The organism is Nocardiopsis sp. KDC1DS13DA1, from assembly GCF_055632325.1.
In genome coordinates this window covers 48,737-66,275 of record NZ_JBVMUY010000067.1, presented here as the reverse complement: position 1 = coordinate 66,275, position 17,539 = coordinate 48,737, and the positions used below count along the sequence as shown (strand labels likewise).

The following is a 17,539-nucleotide window of genomic DNA, read 5'->3' as shown; positions in this document are numbered from 1 at the left end:
AGCCTACTAGCGGGACCAAGGCGGTATGGGGCCAACGCGCCAGTCCACCGGCGCCTCCCACGTCCCTCCCACCACGAGGCGGGGTGTGCGCGTTGACACCGGACGCCCTCACCGGCTGGGACGAGGACGCCACCGCCCAGGCCTACGCCGCGTTCGCCCGCGACTTCCCCATGTACACCACCACCAGCCGCGACCTGGCCGGTCGCGCCCACCTGGCCCACAGCCGCCTGATCGTGGACCTGTGCGGCGGCACCGGCGTGACCGCACAGGCGATCCTCGACCTGGCCCCCGCCCACGCCCGGGCCATCTCCCTCGACAACGCCGCCGCCATGCAACGCATCGGCCAACGCACCCTGCGCGACCCACGACTGTCCTGGGTCACCGCACCCGCCGAGGACCTGGCCGAGCACGCCCCGGCCCACCAGGTCGACGCCGTGGTGTGCAACTCGGCCCTGTGGAAGACCGACGTCCCAGCCGTGGCCGCGGCGGTCCGCCATGTCCTGCGGCCCGGTGGCCGGTTCGTGTTCAACATCGGTGCAGGCTTCGCCGGACTCACCCGCCCTGACGCGCGCGCTGGACGCAGCCGCCCTTCGCTGGATTCGTTGATCGGCCAGATCGCCGCCCGGGACTACGGCCACACCTCGCCACCGGTGCCCGACGCCGGCCCGAAGCTGCCCTTGGAGGTCGTGACCCGCCATCTGGCCGACGCCGGGCTGACCGTGGTGGACACCGACGTGACGACCCAGCACACCACCATGGCGGAGAGGAAGGCGTGGCTGTCCATCCCAACCTTCGCCCGCCCCGGCGGTGCTCTCACCTACGAACAGAAGATGAAGATCCTGGAGAAGGCTTACGCCCAGGTCAGACCCGATGAGACGACGGTGACAAACTGGCTCGTCGTCGTTTCCCAACGGGATGAGAATCAGCCATGACGACCCCAGGCGGCTACAAGGGGAAGGGCGCCCACTCCCGACCCGGCGGAGCTATCCAGGTTCGGGGACCGACCAGGGACGACGCTCGGCGATGGTCGTGCGTCGTGGCGGCGCCCCGGCCCCGGTGGGGGGTCGGGGCCGGGGCGCTGTCGTTGGTGACGACGCTTTGGTGGGTCAGTGGTGGGACAGGATTCGGCGGTGAGGGTCGGAGGGGCCCGGGTTGTTGTGCTCTTCATCGCCGCCACCGCCTCGGCGGCACCACGGGCACCAGGGCTGGAGGCGCTGGTGCAGGTCGATGGAGAGGATGAGCCACGCTGTAGCGCCACCGCACAGCAGACCACCCACCCACGGAACGCCGATGACGATCACGAAGATCAGGGCCGTTCCCGCTGCCAGCAGGCCCATGAGCTGCCAGGTGGGGCGATCGCTCAGCAGGTGGGGGAGGTAGAGCGTCCAGCGGTGGCGCTCAGCCTTTTCGGCCGGGCGTAGCGGCATTGCGGCGAAGCAACGGTGGCAGAGCCTCCTGTGCCGCTGCGCGTAGATCCAGAGAAAGGTGATGGCGGCGATCCAGGGCACGAAGGCCACCAGAGCAGGGGCGAGGGTGAAGGCGATGAAGGCGCACCCCGCGGCCAGGGGCGCGGAGTGATGGGTGAGCCAGGGCGTCAACAGGTCTCCCGGAGGTCGTATCGGTCGGGTGGGGAGAGGCCAATCCCCCCAATCTGACAGTCACCATGATAACACATATTGGGAATTATTCTGGCGCAAAAACCATCCCGCAGGCCACGAATCCACCATGCACACAGGATCGACGAAAGAGTCAATGTGTGTTACCATAGTGATTGTTGGCGCGGAGGATTGGCCTCTTCCGCTCAACACTGATACGACCATCTCCACCTGAAAGGCCCTTGGGAATGACCTCCCTTTACAAGCAAGTCCGTGACAGCCTCGACGGCCAGCACGAGACCTTCAACGTGAGCGCCATCGTCCGCGAACTCACCGCCACCTACGGCGCCGACGTCGATCTGAACAACCTCGACCCCAACACCTATGGGGACATCGTGATGCGCCACGACCGCACGGGCGCGGACTGGACCGTCATCGACACCTCGCGCGACAACGCCTAGCCCACGAAGCAGGCCGTGGTCAGGTCGCCCGCGCGGGTGTGGTCTGCACAGCCAGCGCCATAACGGGCGGGGCGCCCCCAAAAGCGCTCCGCCCTCGGGGAACACCTTTCTTGTCGCCCCGCCATTCTTCTTTCCTAGTTCTCTTGCGCTGCCCAGTGCGCGCAATTACTCGAGGATTTCCCATATCATGCTTGACGTATTGACTGATGCCCAGTGGCAGGCCGTCGAATCCCAGCACCCCCAGGACCACTTCACCCTCGCCAGCGCCGAGAACGTGGAAAGGCTATGGGGTGAGGTGCGGGTTGTCCTGGCCCATCGTGATGACGACCTGGAGCTGTCCCAGCTGCGAGACACGTGCCTGTGGGACACCTCCGACCCCGACAACGACGACTTCCTGATGACCGTGGACATGGCGGCGGGCCTGCGGGTGGCCTCGGAGACGGTCAAGCCCTCGTCCCTGTACCCGGCGGGACCGGACGGTGTTCCGCGCGGCTCCACGGTGGCGCGGCACGTGGTCCGTGAGCTGCTGGCTCTGCGCGCCCGGCTGGTGCGCGACCTGGAAGAACACGTCCGTCGCAGCCACGCTCCACAGGAAGTGACGGTCGTGCGGCGCCAGAGTCGCCACGGGGAAACGGTGGACGTGTACGCCTCCCCAGCGGCGGCTGCGCATGATCTGGCCTACGACCTGCGCACCAGCTGGGACAACATCAGCGATGCGGACCACATCCCCAACACACCCCCGGACGACGACCAGGCCGTGGTGGACCTGTACCGCTCAACGCAGTCTTCCACCGATGAGGACTACATCGACGTGTACGAGGAACGCGTGGGCGGCGCACGCACGGCCCCGACGCCGCCACCAACGCTGACGCTGCTGCGGTGGGGCAGTACCGGACACCACTGGTTCAGCGCCCACTGCGACGCGCGGTCGGCGCGGCGGGACCTGGCACGCCAGGTGCGGCAGGCGTGGGGGGACATGGCCCGGCGCGTGGGCCTGGCCCCTCATGCCCCATCCGACGACGCGGCCGTGCTGCGGGTGTTCTTCGGGCTTGGCGGCCGAACCGGGCACGACACCTATGACCTGATGACGTTGGAGGTCAACGGGGACATCGACCGGAACCAGTACGCTCCAGGCCAGGTACTGGGGGAGTTGATGGACGCGGCGCACCACATGCATGAGGACACGGTGCTGCGCACTCTGGCGTGCCGGGCGGGTCTGCTGTGGGAGTGCTCGTGCCGGTGGTTCAACGTCGCCGCCGACCATGTGTGTGACTCGTGTGGGATGCCGCGTGCAACGGTCGAATGAGTGATCGGGGGTGGGTATCACGTGGTGCCCACCCCCCTGGGGGTGGGGGATGGGGCTGGGCCTTGGTGTTGTCGGGGCCTGGCCCTTCGCGTGCGGGGATCGGCCGCGGTGCGCGGTCCGCATTCTGGTGTTGGTGTAGGGCGTCACCGCGGCAGCTCCGTGTCCTCGAGTTCGGTCTGTGTTCCTTCACCGGTCAAGCGGGTGAACCACCGGTTCAGTTCCTCGAACCGGTAGCGGGCCCGTTCGCCCTTGGCGACCTGCTCGGGTCGGCGCCCGTCGATGGTGTCGGGCATCGTGTCCGGGTACTGCTGGCGGTACCAGTGCACGCGCCCGGCGTCCACGCCGAGCTGTGTGGCGAAGCCGGTCACCGTCACACCCTCCGCCGCGGTTGGCTGGCCGCGGCGGACACGTCCCTTAGCGCCGGAGCGGGCCCGATGGCCGGCACGGCTTCCGGGCCGTGCGTTCCACCATCTGCGCAGGTCCTCGAACTTGAAGCGCACCTGTTCGCCTGGGGCCAGGTCCTGTACGCGTCGACCATCAATGGTGGTCGGCATCGTCTCGGGGTACAGGCGCCGGTACTGGCCCACGTTGCCGCGGTCGGCGCCGATGAGGGTCGCGAAGCGGCTCAACGTGACCTCCGCGGCCGGATCCACGCCCAGCTCTCGCGTTGAGGGCAAGGGCGGATGGCCCTGGGGGGCGAACGGAGCCAGCTGGTCGGCGGCGTAGAGCCGTACCCGGGTGGTGGTGGCCGGGCGGGCGTTCCACCACTGCACCAAGTCCCACAGCCGGTGGCGCCCGTGCGGGGCGTGCTCGGCACCGCGGGGGACGTCGACTGCTGCGGGCAGCGGTTGGGGGTGGGTGGTGACCACGTGGTGAGCCTGTGCGGGGGCGGTGCCGATCAGGTTGGCGAACTCGTCCAGGGTGACGAGGTGCTCGGGGTCGACGCCGTCGGGCAAGGACGTGGCTGGGCGACGTTTGGGTACCTCGCGGTACACCGCGGGCACGGGTGCGGGGAAGCCTTCCTGTTGTGAGAGCAGGTTGGCGTGCTTGTAGGTGTAGCCGCACCGTTCGGCCCACTCGGCGAGAGTGAGCAGCTCCGGTTCGTCGCTGGCCGCCGACGCGGGTCTGTTGTGGTCCATGGTGTGCGCTCCTCGGTTACTATGTGCCCAGTCGTTTCCGGCGGTGTGGCCCCATTGTGTGGCCCCGCTGGCCTGGAGACGGTCGTATCGCAGACCGGCCCGGATAAGGCCAACTCACCCTCGGGTGGGCCCCGCAAGGGGATCCGGGCCGGTCTCTTGTTGTTTCAGCGCCTGGTGCAGCTCTAGTGGATTCATGGGGTCCGGATTGGTCCGGCTCTCCGATCAGGCCGTTGACGGGACCCGATTCGGTGAGAGCGGTTCCAGCCTGGCCCTGGAATGCGGTAGCCCCAACGGGCGGCCGCACGGGTGAGCAAGACGGTGCTGGTTCCGCTCACACGCCACGAAGGTGTCTGTCGTGCGGGCATGTGTATGTGCCCCCACCCGTGCGGCTGGGGGCACATAGCGACGCGCCGGGACCGCCCCCTGTGGGGGGCAAGTTCCGGCGCTGCGGCGTGTGGGGCAGCTTAGGCGTCATGGCCCGCGTCTGGGGGAGCGCCGAGCGTCTGCGTGAACTCACGGACCCAGTGAGACACCTTGATGTCGGCTTCCTCCTGGGCCTGGGTGTGCATCACGTTCATCAGAGCGCTCACGGCGTCGACCAGGACATGGAACTCCTCGTCATCGGGGGTAAGCGCGTGCTCGCATCGGCTGAGCCACTCCAGGACCTCCAGATGCTCGGGGGAGGGGCGCACCTCAACTCGGGTGCACACGGTTGGTGAGTTGACCACGCCCTCGGCGAAAGCGCGTTGGATGGACGCCAACTCCTGGTTCATCTGGTCGTGGGCGTTGTCGAGCAGCACACGGACGGTGTCGGAACCGGACGTGCTGCGCACACGGTCGAGTACCTGCTCAGCGGCGAGCCGGGCAGAGGTGACGGGAGCCCCGAGGTACTGGTGAGCGCCGTCGAGAGCGGCGGCGAGCCGGGCGTAGAGCGGACCGTGACACATGGGATGTCCTTTCCGGTGACGGCTGGGCCGCGCTGGGGGTCGGGGCGGGGCCGCTCTCATATGAGAGCGGCCCCGGTGGGGGCGAACCTAGAAGGGCGCGCGCTCGCGCAGAGCACGACGGCGGGCCTCGTAGGCTTCCGGCATCTGGGCGCGGTCGGCGAGGTCGAAGGCGGCCTCATCGTCACCGGCGTCGATGACGGCCTGTCGCACCATCGCGGTGGCGGCGTCGTCGTATCCGCCCTGGGTCAGGGGGGATCCCTCGGCACGGTTGTTGATCACCTCGCACAGCACGGACTGAGCGATGCGGGTGAACAACCAGTACTCCGCGTCGTTGCCGGGGTGGAACAGGTTGAGCTGGTGCATGGTGCGGTAGAGCATCACGCCGAGCGTGGAGGTGGGGATACGGCGCATCTCGGCCGCGAGGTTGTCGTGGTGCTCGGTCAGGGTCTCGCGCAGGTCGACGGCGTCGGCGGGCATGTGCCGGTCGCTGTCGGGCTGGGCGTTCAGGGCCACCATCCACCCCAGGTGGGTGAGCCAGTGGTGATCGCGCGGGTAGGTGCCGGTGTTCATGCGCAGCGAGAAAACGCACCCGGAGGCGGCCAGGACCGGGCTGATGGGGCGGGGGGTGCTGGGCTGGTCGCCTGCGTCGGTGGCGACCAGCTCACCCAGGAAGGGGGAGCGGGCGGCCTCGACCATCATCGTCAGGTCGGTGTCGGACAGGGCCTGCGTGGCCTGGTCGATCTGCGCGCGCTCAAGCCCAAGGCTCTGGAGCCAGCGGTCGGTGATCTGCATGTCGGGAGTACTCCCTCGGATCGGAAACGGTCGTATCGGTGTTGATGGGAGAGGCCAATCTCCCGAATCAACAATCCTTATGTTACCACATTTTTGGATTGGGGGTCACTGTCCATGCCGGAACTGGTGATCCGCCTGGAACATCTCCGCCGCCTGCATGTCGGTGGCCGCGCTCACGGTGTCGGTGCACACCACCCCCGCATGCCCCTCCCAGTCGTCGTACTCGCTGAGCACGAACGACCGCGTCACCATGACCACCATCGGCTCATCCTCCGCCGTGCCGTCGCACACGCCGTAGACGTTGTACTCCCGCCTCGGCGCGGACGGCTCCTGCATCAGGCGCGCCACCTCGCTGTAGCTCGAGGCGCCCGCCAACGCCGCTCCGTAGCTGGCCATCGCCTCGGCCCGTTCCAGTTCCACACGCTCCTGGGCGATCCGCTCGCGGACACGCTCGGCTTCGGCCACCGCGTCGTGGTAGCGGCGCGCGGCCAGGGCGTGGGCGGCGGCCGCGCGCAGCTCGGCCGCTTCGGGCAGGGCGTCCCAGTGCCGCACCAGGGCGTGCACCAGCGCGCGCAACGTGGCCGTGGTCTTGTCCGGCGCCTGTTCGGTGTCGTACGCGCCTCGGGGGCGGTAGGCGATGAAGTAGGCGGGCGCTGGCCCGGCCGGGTCCATGGACGTGCGCCCTGCCAGCGGTACCCGGTTGATCACCGGCAGGTCCTGGCGCTGGTTCTGAGGGGTGTACTGGGGGCCGCGCCCGTAGCGGACCGACACGTGTCGGCACGGGCGGGGGCGGCCGTGCTCGTCGTGCCCGCATGCGGGGCATGCGACGATGCTGGAAAGCTCGAACGCACCCACCTTCTCGACCTGGTAGGTGGTGCGTCCCCCGCGCTCCCAGTCGGTGGTATAGGTGGCCCGGTAGGTCCTGCCCCGTGCGGTAAGCGTGGCCGTTCCCCAGCCGGCGTTCTCGGGGGCTGGCAGCGGCTCGCACCGCTCGGGCACGGCCGGGGCGTTGTAGGCGTTGACGGCGCTGGAACGGTGGCCGCTGGTCGCCTCGTCGTAGTCCCGCACTGCTGGTCTTCCTTCCTGATCGGTGGTGTGGGGCCCACCACAGGGCCCCACACCTTGGGGTTAGCTTCAGGTTCGGGTTCGACTGCGGGGGTTGGTGGTGCGTCCGTCGCGCCGCCCAGCCTCGGCGGCCTCGGCGTGGCGTACCCCCTGGGCGGGCACGGTGCGCACGCGGGTGCCGTACCGGCGCTGGTAGGCGCGCTGGACCCGTTCGCGGTCGCGGTTGAGCACCACGGCCGCCGCGCGCCCGGCCTCGCCTTCGGCCTTGATCTGCCGGTTCCCGGCGTGGATGCGTTCGGCGAGTCCGAACCCGAAGGTGCGGATGTAGTCGTCGCGCCAGTGCTTGGCCTCGGTGTTGCTGACATCGCCCGGCTGTTCGGCGCGCCAGAGCGTGCACGCGGCCAGGGAGCGCTGGTGCATCTGGTCCAGCACCACCGGCGTCAACTCCTGGATCAGGTCCATGGCGGAGGCGGTGGCCACCACGGTCATGCGGTAGCCGTTCGCGCTGCGCTGCTTGCCGCGCACCGACATGCCTGCGCAGGCGTCGATGACGTAGGCCAGGGCGGCCGCGCACGCCTTGCCGCGCCCGCCGGTGTCGGCAACGTGCACCTCCCACCAGCGGATACCGGCCTCCTCGGTCCCCGGCCGGGCCTCTGCGGACTCATCGTCGCGGGTGAGGTTGTAGCGGGTGCATAGCTCGGCGACCTTGGCCAGGCACGCCTGTGCCTCCTCGTGGTCGGTGTTGTGGTGTTGGGCCTTGGCCAGGAGGGCGTTGATCCGGCGGCGGACCTTGGCGGTGTCCACGGGTGTGCTCCTGTTCGTGTCGATGCGGTGGGTGGTGGGGCGGGGGCACGATCGGCATGCCCCCGCCCGGGAGTGTGGTGGTCCGCTACGCTCCGTCGCCCTCGGTCTCGCCCTCGATCTGCCGGATGACCTGGTTGACGGCCTCCTCAGGGCTCGTGGCGGTCACTGCCATCCCCTGGGGCTGCCAGTCGTGGGTTCCCTCGTTGTTGTCCACCTTGGTCCTGGCCACGTCCACGACCGCGCTGAGCAGGAACTCATCACTGAAGTAGTTGCGGTTGCCATACACCGCGTACTCGCTCCAGATCGGTGCCTCGGGACCGATCAGGTGCGCCGCCCGCGTCAGGTCACCGGTGTCGGCCATCTCCTGCTGGTGGTTCTCGTCGGCGATCGCCTGCGCCAGTTCCTGTGCGGCCTTGTCGAACCGTCGGCGCACCTTCCCGGTCACGGTTCGGGCCTTGCGCAGGAGTCGGGGCGCCTGGGCGCGGGCGTAGGCGGCCTTGATGTGCTCGACGTCCTGGCGTGCACTCCAGTGGGCGGCCACGGCGTTGACGATCCGTCCGGCTTCCTCCTTGTTGGGCAGGGTCTGCCACGACAGGTACACCCGCCGACTTCCGGCCTCCAGTCCTGGCGGACCGTGCTTGGCGCGCGCCAGCACCGGGCCCGCGAGTGCGTGGCCGTAGACCACGGGGACGTCCTTGCGGTTCTCGGGGCGGGTGTGGGGGCCTCCGGTGCCCATGTACACCGCGACGTGGTTGCAGGGCACGGCACGCCCGTGCGGGTCGCTCCAGCCCTCGGGGCAGTCCAGGACCGGGATCAGGGTGAAGGTGCCGACGTTCTTCACGGTGCACTGCGTGTGGCCGCTGTCCCAGTCGATGCACACGTGCACCTTCCGGCCGAACGCGGGTTCGGGCAGCATCTCGGGGCCGTCGTAGGGCTCAAACATGGTTACTCCAAGTAGTCAATGGGGGCCGCGCGTGGGCACGGCGAACGCCAAAGGAGGGGGTCGGGAGCGCACGCGCGAAGCCCTGCGCTCCCGGGGAGAGGGCCGGTCAGACCAGCACGACGACTTCGCCGAGCGCGTCCCAGATCGGCATGGGGTCGACGCCTTCGGGCAGCTCGGCGGCCAACTCCCACCAGTCGGAGCCGGGCACCGACTCCTGCGGGTAGTGGGGGAGGCCACGGCACCCGTCCACGCACGCCCGATCGGCGGGACTGCCGCAGGCCGCGCAGTCGGTGATCTTGACGGTCTGGCGCACGTCCCAGACCTTGACCACGGTCGCGCCGCTCTCGCCCCGGTAACGCACCGGCTCCGGCTCGTGCTGGACGGCGGTTTCCTGCTCGTGCGGGGGGCGCAGGTCCGGGGCGAGCACATCCGCCCCCTCCGAGCGTCCCCACGGGCCCGCGCCGGGGGAGCGGGTGACGGCCAGCAGGGACAGGCCGCGCTGTCCGCCGGGGATCTGGCGACCGTGGGACCGCCACGCCCCGCTCCCGGCCAGGCTCGTCGCCTGGGGGTCCTGAAACAGAGCGAGTGCCCGGTTGCGGGCGGTGTAGCGACCGATGCGGTCGGCTGAGGCGATGAGGTCCTGCCACGCCTGGGGCGTGGTCAGCGAGCACAGTTTCTTCTCAAGCATCAGCTTGAGCTGGGGCGGGGTGATCCGCGCGCGCGCCATCAGCGCTCTCTTTCATTGCGGAGACGGTCGTATCGGTGCTGATGGGGAGAGGCCAATCCCCCTCATCAACAATCCCTATTCTAACACACTTTTGGTGGTGTTCGTTCACCACCAGCGGCTTCGGCTGTCTCCAATCATGGGCAGGATGGTTCCATGACAGATGCCTCCGCTCCTGCTGACTCCAACCCTTTGGACTCTCCCGCCGAGTCCATCGCCCGCATGCGCAACGCAGTCGAGCGCACCCGTGCCCGCAACATCACGCACCTCCACCGAGCCCGCGCGAGCATGGACCGGCTCCAAGAGACGATCCGAGGCCAAAAGACCCAGTCCACAGAGAAGGAGGAGACGCCGTCGTGGACGGACCCGGAGAAGGACTGACCGCGGCCGCACGGTCCGAGGCGTTCCAGCACCGGCTCCGCCCTTCGACGTCTACCACCCCAGCCACAGGACGAGCATGCTGATCACCACCGTGACCCTCAACCCTGAGCACGCGCCTCACCGGCCCGGCAGCGACATGGACACGGTCATCGCGCGCGCCATCGACGCCGATGAGGACACCCCGCGTCCGCTGTGGGTGCTGGCCGACCACACTCACCTCATCCTCCAGTCGGACGTGGCACCCGAGTGGGACCTGATCCCGGGGGCGGTCTCGGCGACATCACGCCGTGCGCCCACGCATGCCCGAGGGGATCGCGTTCATTGGTCGGTCCTGGTGACCGCGGAGCGCAGCATCCCCTCTGGGGTGCCTGGAAGGCGCGGAAAGAAGGTCACCGTCCGTGATGACGAGCTGGAGGGGTGGCTCCGAGAGAGGATGGGCGGTCTACGCCTGGACCAGGTCAGGGCCCGGCCCGTGCTGGAACACCGGCGCCAGCGCCGGTACGCCGCTCAGGGCACGGGGGTTGTCACGGATCCGGATACGTTGGCCAAGGTCAAGGCGGCCGGTCTCGGCACGAAGAAACACCAGGGGTGTGGGCTTCTGCTCACCTGGAACGCCTGACGGGTCCGCCCTGGTGGACACGCACACCCGTGCGGGCACCACGCGGGCCGGTCACGGAGTGCGCCCTGAGAACACCAACGAGGACCGGGCCTGTCCGCCGTGAAATGCCCCCGGTCCCTGCCGGAGCACTCCACCACTCCGGGCTGGACGTTGATACAGGTCAGCTAGTCGTAGGCGGGCTCGGCTGGCAGCACGGCCGCTTCCAGCGCGAACAGCTCGGCATGCCCGCGGGCGCCACCTACACCCCGGGGCGGGGGTGGACGGCATGACCGCGGCTAGGACCGTGGTCATGCGCGTGGGCGGGGTGCCTGGAGCGGCGGGAGACGGCTCCCACGCGGGCGCCGGCGCGCTGCGGCCCCTGATCGACGCCAACGACAACCAATGAGCGAGCGTCCCATGTTCTACGACCCACACAACGATTCTGAACTACCACGCAGGAGAGACACCCACATGGACGAAACCGAACGTGAACCGCGAGCGGAGATCGCCGAGCCCACGGAACACGATGAGCCCAAACCCCTACCGACCCCCGAGGAACTGGCAGCGGCACACGATCCCTCGCCATGGGAACCCTCACGTCAGCACTGGAGGAGCTGACGTGACCGCCCCCTCGCTGGAGGATGGCGCGCTCACGGCCGCCTCCGACGACCTGCGCGACCACGGGCCGGGGTACCCGGGCCTGGACCAGGCCGTGCGCGACGTGCTCGCCTGCGGGCGGAACCTGGACTGGCTGGCCGGGGCCACCAGGCCCGGGAGGACCAGCGCGGTCGAGGCCCTGACACGGAGGGCGATCGCGGGTGTGACCACCACGCGGCTCTCGGTCGGCCAGCTGGCCGCGGCCACCCACGTGCCCTACACCACCCCTGACCGCGTGTCCTGTCAACCGCTCCCGGACCGGGGATTGGTGCTGGTCAACGACGGCGACCTGGTCACGTTCAGGCGTGGACGGACTGGCTCGACACGCTCGCCGAACGGGTGCGTGCCGCCGACGGCAAACTCGTCCTCATCGTCCCGGCCTCCGTTCCCGGCTGGGAGTGGTGGACGTGAACGCATCCGACTGCCCCGCCCCCGCCCAACAGGACACTGCGGACACCTGGTTGCCTCACCTTCGAGAGAAACAGGAGTCATGAACGAAGAGCTGTCGAAGGAAGAGCTGTGGTCCGGGGTCGCGGTCCTGCTCAAGGGTCTGGGCGCTGTCGTGGCGGTGGGGGCGTGGGCGCTCGCCGCGCAGTGGATGCTCTGGCCCGTCGCGCAGAATGGCACCTCCCCCGCGGATTCGTTCCTACCGCCTGGGTATGTGGTGTGTGCCCCGCCCGCTTGGGATGTCGATGAGCGTCAGGAGTGGCCGGGGTGTCTGGAGCGGCGGGAGAAGGCTCCCGCGCGGGCGCTGACGGCCGTGGTGATCGCGCTGCCCGCGACCTGGCTGTGGCTGGGGCTGCGTGTGCCGTCCTCGCCGACCAGGCGTACCGAGGACGAGGGGTGATCAGCCGCCCCGGTCTGCCCTCAACCCGGACCGACCGCCGACACGTTGCGCACCCTGGTCTGCTCCTGCGAACCGGTAGGGGTGCGCCACGGTCACCGGCAACCGCCGACGTACACAGGTGAGCGGCCCAGCACACTCAGCGACCGTCGGGGTGTAACTTCGCTCGCATGAGCACGCGGCGAATCTGCACCGTCCCTGTGGAGACTGTCCACGAGCCAGGTGAGGCGGACCAAGGCACCGCACGGACCGGGCCGGGCACCTTCTCCTCCCGAGCACCGTCGGCGGCGGCCGCCCGTCACCTCCTGGCGGCCGCCGCAACCCTGGAGGGCGTCGGTGGTCGTGCTGACGCCGCGACGACCGGTGCCCCCCGACCGCCTCTCTTCGTCATGCCCACGATGAGAGGACCACCGTCGTGCGCGGCCACCTCCGGCGCCGCCCCAACACCAGCACCAACGCCCCTGCCTCGTCCCGCTCCGGCGGCTCCGCCGGTGAGGTTGACCTCGGCGCCGTCGTCGGCGCGATCATCGTGGGCCTGATCGTCCTGGGCCTGATCGCGCGCATCGCGGGCTGATCGCCCCCACCCGCACCACCACACGTGATCGCGGCGAGGTTCGCCTCCTCTGGCCAGGGGCGAACCCCGCCGTCGACCACCCCGACGGTGCGACCCGCACCGGCTGGTGGGGGATGGCACGAGCACAGGGGCGTCAGCGGTCCGTGAGGCACAACCCCGCACTCGTTCGGCGCGCGATCACGAACTCTCGATCCCACAGGTTCGACGCAGTCCGGCCCGGGGCCTGGGCGAGGCGGCCGCGGCCTCGAACACCCGGCAGCCGGTGACTCCGGATCGGGGGATCCGGTCACCGGCGCAGCACGTACACCCGCTCCTCGCCGATGATGGGGGCGTCCTCGCACCCCTCAGGGGTGGCCAGGTAGGGGCCGCGCCAGACCCGCTTGGTCTCCCCGCGCTTGGGCCAGTGGCGGGTGATCCGGTGGGGGGCGACCCACCAACGGACGCTGTAGGTGCGGCCCGTCCCGTCGCCGGGGGAGGGGCGGGCCCCGGTGGCGGCTCCGGTGGGCGGCTCGTAGCGGCGCAGCGTCACATAGTCCACGGTGCGGGTCGGATCTCCTCCGGCGCGCTCGATGCGCCGCGCCGCAGACTTGGAGGCGCTGACGCGCTCCACCTCGTGCAGGCTGCGGCGGCTCGCGGGCTGGCGGATCACCAGCCAGGTCGCCAGCAGCATCCGCATCACGGCCACGGTGTCGCTCTCGGCCTCCTGGGTGCCGTCGCCGTTGATCAGCGCGGACCAGGGGCGTTCGCGCCCATCGGCGGGGATGCGCGACTCCCACAGCGGGACCAGGTCGGGGATCAGGTGGGGCGGGGTGTGGCGCGCGATGCCGGCGCGCAGGCTCTGGCCGAGTCGGGGCGGGTCGGTGGCGTGCGGGTGCATCAGGAGGTTGACCTCGATGGTGCGGCCGCGGGTGCGCCACATGACGCCGTCGGGGGCGTAACGCATCCCGTCGTCGGGGTCGGCCGGAACGTGGGGGCGCCGTCCCCACAGCAGGATGCCGTGGGGTTGGGGGAGGTCGTCCTCAGCGTCCACGGCGAGCGTGCTCAACTGGTCGGCCATCTCCTGGGCGGTCTCGCACATGTCCGGGGCGACGTAGACCATGCCCGCCCGGTCCAGGGCCTGGCTCCACCGCTGGGTGACGCGCCGGGCCTGGCCGGTGTCCATCTCGGCGGAGGCGGCGACGGTGTCCACGGCGGCGGGGGAGGCGTACCACGCGGCGAGCCGGTGGCGGATCTCGGGCAGGTGGCGGGGGCCGGTCGCAGGGGGCGCACTCATGGATCCCAGTGTGTGCCGTACCGGTGACAGTCCGCCAGTGCCCGAGGGTGTTCGCCCCCTCTCACGCAGCGGGCCCGGCCGCACGGCCGGGCCCGTTCCCCTCACAGGAGCGATGATGTCTCTCACCTGGTCAGATCCCCCATTCCTGGACGTCCTTGATGTCGTCGATCAGGTCGCTGATCTGCTCGCTGAGCATCGTCCACAACGCGTCTTCGGTGGGACGCTCCTCGCCGTGCTGGCCGTGGGACGTGGCGGCCCACTCCTGGTCGCTGATCCGGCGCAGGAGGGACAGGGCGTAGCTGACCTGCGCTCCGCTCGCCTTGGGGAGCGCGTCCAGGCGCTCGCGCTCGGCCTGCTTGCGGTCGGCGGCGTAGGCGCGCTGGGCGTCCTCGGGCCAGATGCCGTACTTCTTACGGACCGGGCCGTCGTCGGTGTGCTCGACCACCTCCATGACCAGGCGGTTGTCGGCGGTCCAGCCGAGTACCTTGCCCTGGTAGCGGCGTCGGGTGCCGTCCTCGCGCTGGGCGTCGACCACGCACAGATCGCCCTTGTCATGGCCCAACCGGAGCCAGATCTGATGTTTGCGCACGCGGGTGTTCTCCTTCTTCCTCGTGATGAGGTGCCGGGGCCCGCTCTCCACGCGCCCCGGCACCGGTGGGTGAGTCGGCACTGGCCGCGTGCTCCCGGCCCACTCCGCAGGCGGGGGAGCGGGAGCACGCAACATGGTGCCTACCTGGTGGGTAGGTCGGGGAGCGTGAACGCCTCCACGCCGCTCCCGGGCAGGCGCAGGGCCTGGCCGGGCCCGTGCTCGTGCACCCGCGTCAGCGCTCCCGTGGCGGCTCCGAGTAGCCAGGTGAGGATCTCCGCCTGGACGGTGCGGTCGATCTCCGGGTCGGTGAGCGACCCCAGGGACACCCGAACCGCTTGCTCGACGGTGCACACCCGGTGGGTGGGCACGACCGCGTGCAGCACGAGGTGGTCGTGCTCGGCCGCGGCGACGGCGTGCACCCCGATCCGCTCCCACGGCCCGTCGGTGAGCGGCCCGATCTCCTGATGGTTCTCCCCGGTGGTGTGCACGGCCAGGAGCCTCAGGTCGCCGATCCCCTGGAACTGGACGGGCGGGGGGTCGGCCCACACCAGCAGCGGCGGATCCATGTCGGCCAGGCCGGGGGCGGGGATCTGGTCGGGTGCGTCCACGGAGTGGCCGATCACTATGACGGGGCCGCGGCCCCAGAACCGGTGCGCCGCGACCAGGGCGGCAGCGCGTCCGACCATGGCCTGGGTGTCCTGGTCCAGGCCGGGGACGGTGACCTCGCCCAGGCGCGGACCGTGCAGGGCGTGGCCGAGGCCAGCGCGGGCCAGGTCGGTCTCGTACTCGGCGACCAGGTGGTGGAGTCGGAGCAGGGCGCGGGCGCCCTGCTTTGCGGCGGTGGGGGTTGTCAACGGGCTCCTCCATGGGCAGCGGACGGCAGGCTGTTCGGCGACGTCGAACGCGTCGCCTGGTGATGGGGTGCAGGGCCCGTTCTCCACGGGCCCCGGCACCGGTGGGTCAGGTGCGGGCCGGGCGTGGTCCCGCCCCGCCCGCGGAGCGGAGCGGGACCACGCAACCCGGGTGTCTACACGACCACGGTGAAGTGTTCGCAGTCGCGGCGGGCGTGCTCGTCCAGGTCCGGGTGGTCCATCAGGAGGTAGACGTCCCCGTAGGTGGCGGTGTGCGCGGCCACGATCGGGTGCGCGGCCAGACCCTCGGGAACCGGTGCCGCCGAGAGCATGGCTCCGATGCAGTCGCAGTTCCTGTACAGCCCGTTGTTGAGCGTGTAGGAGCGCCGTGCCAGCGGGGCCAGGGCCGCCCGGTAGGACACGGGAGACAGGCCAAGCAGTCCACCCACGTTGAACGTGGCGCGTTCCCAACCGCCGATGCGCTCCCACCGGCACCGGGCCAGCATGCGTTCGGCCGCGGCCACCGCCTCGTCCTCGGTGCGCTGACGTCCCAACGGGATCTGAGCCAGGGGACGGCTCTCGGCGTAGCCGTCAGCGGACAGGTCCACGGTCAGTTCCCACCGGTCGCCCGTCTGCGGGTGCACACCCGCCCTGTAGTCGGTCATGATGCCTTCCTCACGTCGTTGGGGAAGGGCGCCCACCCCTGGCCTGGGGTGGGCGCCGCCGTGTCGGCGCGTTGGGATCCTCACCCCCGCAAGGGGGGTGCCACCGGAGCCACCACGGGAGGGTGACCCCGAACGGTGCGACCGTCATGCTGGGGGCGTGATGGTCCGCTCCGCCCAGGCGGGCAACGTCGTGGGCGCGGTCGGGTCGATGTTGATGCTCAGCGCGCTGGCGCCCTCCGAGACCGGCACGTCGCGCACCACGGCGTGCAGCTCCTGCTGGAGCAGCGGCGCCACCCACCGGGGCAGGTCCTGTCCGCCCACCCCCGTGGCGGGCTCGGCGTAGGAGGTGGCGATGTCGCGCGGCACCGGTTCCTGCACGACCACGATCTTGGCCCCTCCCTCGTAGTCGGCCACCGCCTCGAACCAGGCGTCCGAGACCGTGACAGCCCCCAACTCCTCCAGCAGCGACGCATGAGAGAACGCCATGACCGCGTTTCCGCGCCGGTGCAGCGACGTCGGCAGGGGCAGGCGAGGGATGTCCTCGGCGTCCTCCGCGGCCAGGACCAGGAACGGGATGAGGTAGTCCTGCCCGCTGGCCTCCGGGGTGAGCACAAAAGTCGTGAAGTGCGCCGACGGCGCCGATCCGGGCCGCGCGGCGGTGTCCTCCTCCGGGGCGGGGGCGGTCCCGCCCGCGTCGCGAACACGCCAGGTGGGGCCCTGCCCGTACCGGTCCGGGCCCTGCTCGACCTGGCCATCCTCGGCCAGCGCCCCCAACGCCAGACGCAGCGCTACGACCTCCTCGGGGCCGATTCCACTCACCTCACCGATCTGGGCCATCACCAACCACTGTCCGGGCCGGTCCGCCAACACCTCCAGGACCTGGGGGCGGATCTGCTCGGCGCGCCGCTGCTCGTCAGGCTCGGCCATCGCCCCGGCCAGCCCACCGAACAACGCGTCCAGACCGCCCGCCCCCGCCCCGGGGGACGGCGCGGGGGCGGGGCGGCCCTGGTCATCCACGGTCAGCCCCATCCGGCCCAGCATCTGCGCCATCACCTCACGCACCTCCGGCGGCGCCCCGGCCATACCGCGGTCGGCCAAAATCCGTTCGGCGTCCACGCGGCCGCGCGCGGTCGGGTCCCCCATGCCCAGGCGCATCAGCGCCCGCTCGTACAGGTCGGTGACGTAGCCGCCCTCGCTGTCGGCCTCGGCGCGTACCCGGGTCAGGGCCTGTTCGGCCTGCTCTGCGCTGTACCCCGCCAGGCGGGCCCGCTCCAGGTAGTCCCTGTGCTTCCTGCTCGGCACGTTCATGCTCCTTCGTGGTGGTCGGTGTG

Annotated in this window: 20 protein-coding genes; 7 read left to right on the top strand and 13 right to left on the bottom strand. The window is 70.3% G+C overall.

The window, feature by feature from the left end:
• Window positions 1–92 precede the first annotated feature (92 nt).
• On the top strand, window positions 93–932 hold the full coding sequence (locus tag ACTVAJ_RS29660; RefSeq protein ID WP_470391610.1) for a class I SAM-dependent methyltransferase: 840 nt from the start codon (window positions 93–95) through the stop codon (window positions 930–932).
• Window positions 933–1,106: 174 nt separating this feature from the next.
• Here the strand turns inward: ACTVAJ_RS29660 and ACTVAJ_RS29655 are convergent, their stop codons facing one another.
• Window positions 1,107–1,598: a hypothetical protein gene (locus tag ACTVAJ_RS29655; protein WP_470391609.1), complete on the bottom strand. Its 492-nt coding sequence runs from the start codon at window positions 1,596–1,598 to the stop codon at window positions 1,107–1,109.
• A 245-nt stretch (window positions 1,599–1,843) separates the two neighbouring features.
• Between ACTVAJ_RS29655 and ACTVAJ_RS29650 the strand changes: the two genes are divergently transcribed.
• Together ACTVAJ_RS29650 and ACTVAJ_RS29645 are read left to right on the top strand one after the other, a co-directional pair.
• Entirely contained in the window at window positions 1,844–2,056 is a 213-nt protein-coding gene (locus ACTVAJ_RS29650; protein ID WP_470391608.1) for a hypothetical protein, read from the top strand.
• Window positions 2,057–2,243: 187 nt separating this feature from the next.
• A complete protein-coding gene (locus ACTVAJ_RS29645) occupies window positions 2,244–3,362 on the top strand; it encodes a hypothetical protein (protein ID WP_470391607.1) in 1,119 nt (372 codons plus the stop codon).
• Window positions 3,363–3,505: 143 nt separating this feature from the next.
• On the opposite strand, the gene ACTVAJ_RS29640 is transcribed toward ACTVAJ_RS29645, so the two are convergent.
• The 7 genes from ACTVAJ_RS29640 to ACTVAJ_RS29610 form a co-directional block, all read right to left on the bottom strand.
• Window positions 3,506–4,501, bottom strand: coding sequence for a hypothetical protein (locus ACTVAJ_RS29640; protein WP_470391606.1), 996 nt, complete (start codon window positions 4,499–4,501; stop codon window positions 3,506–3,508).
• 464 nt (window positions 4,502–4,965) lie between these two features.
• Complete coding sequence (locus tag ACTVAJ_RS29635; protein WP_470391605.1) at window positions 4,966–5,448, bottom strand: hypothetical protein; 483 nt, start codon at window positions 5,446–5,448, stop codon at window positions 4,966–4,968.
• An 87-nt stretch (window positions 5,449–5,535) separates the two neighbouring features.
• Window positions 5,536–6,240, bottom strand: a complete 705-nt coding sequence (locus ACTVAJ_RS29630) for a hypothetical protein (protein WP_470391604.1) — start codon at window positions 6,238–6,240, stop codon at window positions 5,536–5,538.
• A 105-nt stretch (window positions 6,241–6,345) separates the two neighbouring features.
• Window positions 6,346–7,308 carry a hypothetical protein gene (locus ACTVAJ_RS29625; protein ID WP_470391603.1) on the bottom strand — a complete coding sequence of 321 codons (963 nt, stop codon included), beginning with the start codon at window positions 7,306–7,308 and terminating at the stop codon, window positions 6,346–6,348.
• A 66-nt stretch (window positions 7,309–7,374) separates the two neighbouring features.
• Complete coding sequence (locus ACTVAJ_RS29620; protein WP_470391602.1) at window positions 7,375–8,109, bottom strand: DUF2786 domain-containing protein; 735 nt, start codon at window positions 8,107–8,109, stop codon at window positions 7,375–7,377.
• 85 nt (window positions 8,110–8,194) lie between these two features.
• Complete coding sequence (locus ACTVAJ_RS29615) at window positions 8,195–9,052, bottom strand: hypothetical protein (protein ID WP_470391601.1); 858 nt, start codon at window positions 9,050–9,052, stop codon at window positions 8,195–8,197.
• 106 nt (window positions 9,053–9,158) lie between these two features.
• Window positions 9,159–9,779 carry a hypothetical protein gene (locus ACTVAJ_RS29610; protein WP_470391600.1) on the bottom strand — a complete coding sequence of 207 codons (621 nt, stop codon included), beginning with the start codon at window positions 9,777–9,779 and terminating at the stop codon, window positions 9,159–9,161.
• 153 nt (window positions 9,780–9,932) lie between these two features.
• Here ACTVAJ_RS29610 and ACTVAJ_RS29605 point away from each other — a divergent pair, with 153 nt between their 5' ends.
• The 4 genes from ACTVAJ_RS29605 to ACTVAJ_RS29590 all read left to right on the top strand — a co-directional run bounded on the left by ACTVAJ_RS29605 (window position 9,933) and on the right by ACTVAJ_RS29590 (window position 12,830).
• A complete protein-coding gene (locus ACTVAJ_RS29605) occupies window positions 9,933–10,157 on the top strand; it encodes a hypothetical protein (protein ID WP_470391599.1) in 225 nt (74 codons plus the stop codon).
• Between the two features lie 76 nt (window positions 10,158–10,233).
• Entirely contained in the window at window positions 10,234–10,776 is a 543-nt protein-coding gene (locus tag ACTVAJ_RS29600) for a type I-E CRISPR-associated protein Cas6/Cse3/CasE (RefSeq protein WP_470391598.1), read from the top strand.
• Between the two features lie 1,126 nt (window positions 10,777–11,902).
• Window positions 11,903–12,259, top strand: coding sequence for a hypothetical protein (locus tag ACTVAJ_RS29595; protein WP_470391597.1), 357 nt, complete (start codon window positions 11,903–11,905; stop codon window positions 12,257–12,259).
• A 412-nt stretch (window positions 12,260–12,671) separates the two neighbouring features.
• Window positions 12,672–12,830 (top strand): hypothetical protein, encoded by a 159-nt coding sequence (locus ACTVAJ_RS29590; protein ID WP_470391596.1) that lies wholly within the window; start codon window positions 12,672–12,674, stop codon window positions 12,828–12,830.
• A gap of 286 nt (window positions 12,831–13,116) precedes the next feature.
• Here ACTVAJ_RS29590 and ACTVAJ_RS29585 read toward each other — a convergent pair whose 3' ends face one another.
• The 5 genes from ACTVAJ_RS29585 to ACTVAJ_RS29565 form a co-directional block, all read right to left on the bottom strand.
• Complete coding sequence (locus ACTVAJ_RS29585) at window positions 13,117–14,103, bottom strand: hypothetical protein (protein WP_470391595.1); 987 nt, start codon at window positions 14,101–14,103, stop codon at window positions 13,117–13,119.
• Between the two features lie 130 nt (window positions 14,104–14,233).
• Window positions 14,234–14,692: a hypothetical protein gene (locus tag ACTVAJ_RS29580; protein WP_470391594.1), complete on the bottom strand. Its 459-nt coding sequence runs from the start codon at window positions 14,690–14,692 to the stop codon at window positions 14,234–14,236.
• Window positions 14,693–14,832: 140 nt separating this feature from the next.
• Window positions 14,833–15,546, bottom strand: a complete 714-nt coding sequence (locus ACTVAJ_RS29575; RefSeq protein WP_470391593.1) for a hypothetical protein — start codon at window positions 15,544–15,546, stop codon at window positions 14,833–14,835.
• A 173-nt stretch (window positions 15,547–15,719) separates the two neighbouring features.
• Window positions 15,720–16,208, bottom strand: coding sequence for a hypothetical protein (locus ACTVAJ_RS29570; RefSeq protein ID WP_470391592.1), 489 nt, complete (start codon window positions 16,206–16,208; stop codon window positions 15,720–15,722).
• Between the two features lie 144 nt (window positions 16,209–16,352).
• On the bottom strand, window positions 16,353–17,510 hold the full coding sequence (locus ACTVAJ_RS29565) for a hypothetical protein (RefSeq protein WP_470391591.1): 1,158 nt from the start codon (window positions 17,508–17,510) through the stop codon (window positions 16,353–16,355).
• Window positions 17,511–17,539: the final 29 nt, after the last annotated feature.

Excerpts from the sequence above, each read along its gene's own strand:
- ACTVAJ_RS29650 (WP_470391608.1), top strand. The coding sequence starts at position 1,844 with ATGACCTCCCTTTACAAGCAAGTCCGTGACAGCCTCGACGGCCAGCAC.
- ACTVAJ_RS29645 (WP_470391607.1), top strand. The coding sequence starts at position 2,244 with ATGCTTGACGTATTGACTGATGCCCAGTGGCAGGCCGTCGAATCCCAG.
- ACTVAJ_RS29640 (WP_470391606.1), bottom strand. The coding sequence starts at position 4,501 with ATGGACCACAACAGACCCGCGTCGGCGGCCAGCGACGAACCGGAGCTG.
- ACTVAJ_RS29635 (WP_470391605.1), bottom strand. The coding sequence starts at position 5,448 with ATGTGTCACGGTCCGCTCTACGCCCGGCTCGCCGCCGCTCTCGACGGC.
- ACTVAJ_RS29630 (WP_470391604.1), bottom strand. The coding sequence starts at position 6,240 with ATGCAGATCACCGACCGCTGGCTCCAGAGCCTTGGGCTTGAGCGCGCG.
- ACTVAJ_RS29615 (WP_470391601.1), bottom strand. The coding sequence starts at position 9,052 with ATGTTTGAGCCCTACGACGGCCCCGAGATGCTGCCCGAACCCGCGTTC.
- ACTVAJ_RS29610 (WP_470391600.1), bottom strand. The coding sequence starts at position 9,779 with ATGGCGCGCGCGCGGATCACCCCGCCCCAGCTCAAGCTGATGCTTGAG.
- ACTVAJ_RS29605 (WP_470391599.1), top strand. The coding sequence starts at position 9,933 with ATGACAGATGCCTCCGCTCCTGCTGACTCCAACCCTTTGGACTCTCCC.
- ACTVAJ_RS29600 (WP_470391598.1), top strand. The coding sequence starts at position 10,234 with ATGCTGATCACCACCGTGACCCTCAACCCTGAGCACGCGCCTCACCGG.
- ACTVAJ_RS29595 (WP_470391597.1), top strand. The coding sequence starts at position 11,903 with ATGAACGAAGAGCTGTCGAAGGAAGAGCTGTGGTCCGGGGTCGCGGTC.
- ACTVAJ_RS29585 (WP_470391595.1), bottom strand. The coding sequence starts at position 14,103 with ATGAGTGCGCCCCCTGCGACCGGCCCCCGCCACCTGCCCGAGATCCGC.
- ACTVAJ_RS29570 (WP_470391592.1), bottom strand. The coding sequence starts at position 16,208 with ATGACCGACTACAGGGCGGGTGTGCACCCGCAGACGGGCGACCGGTGG.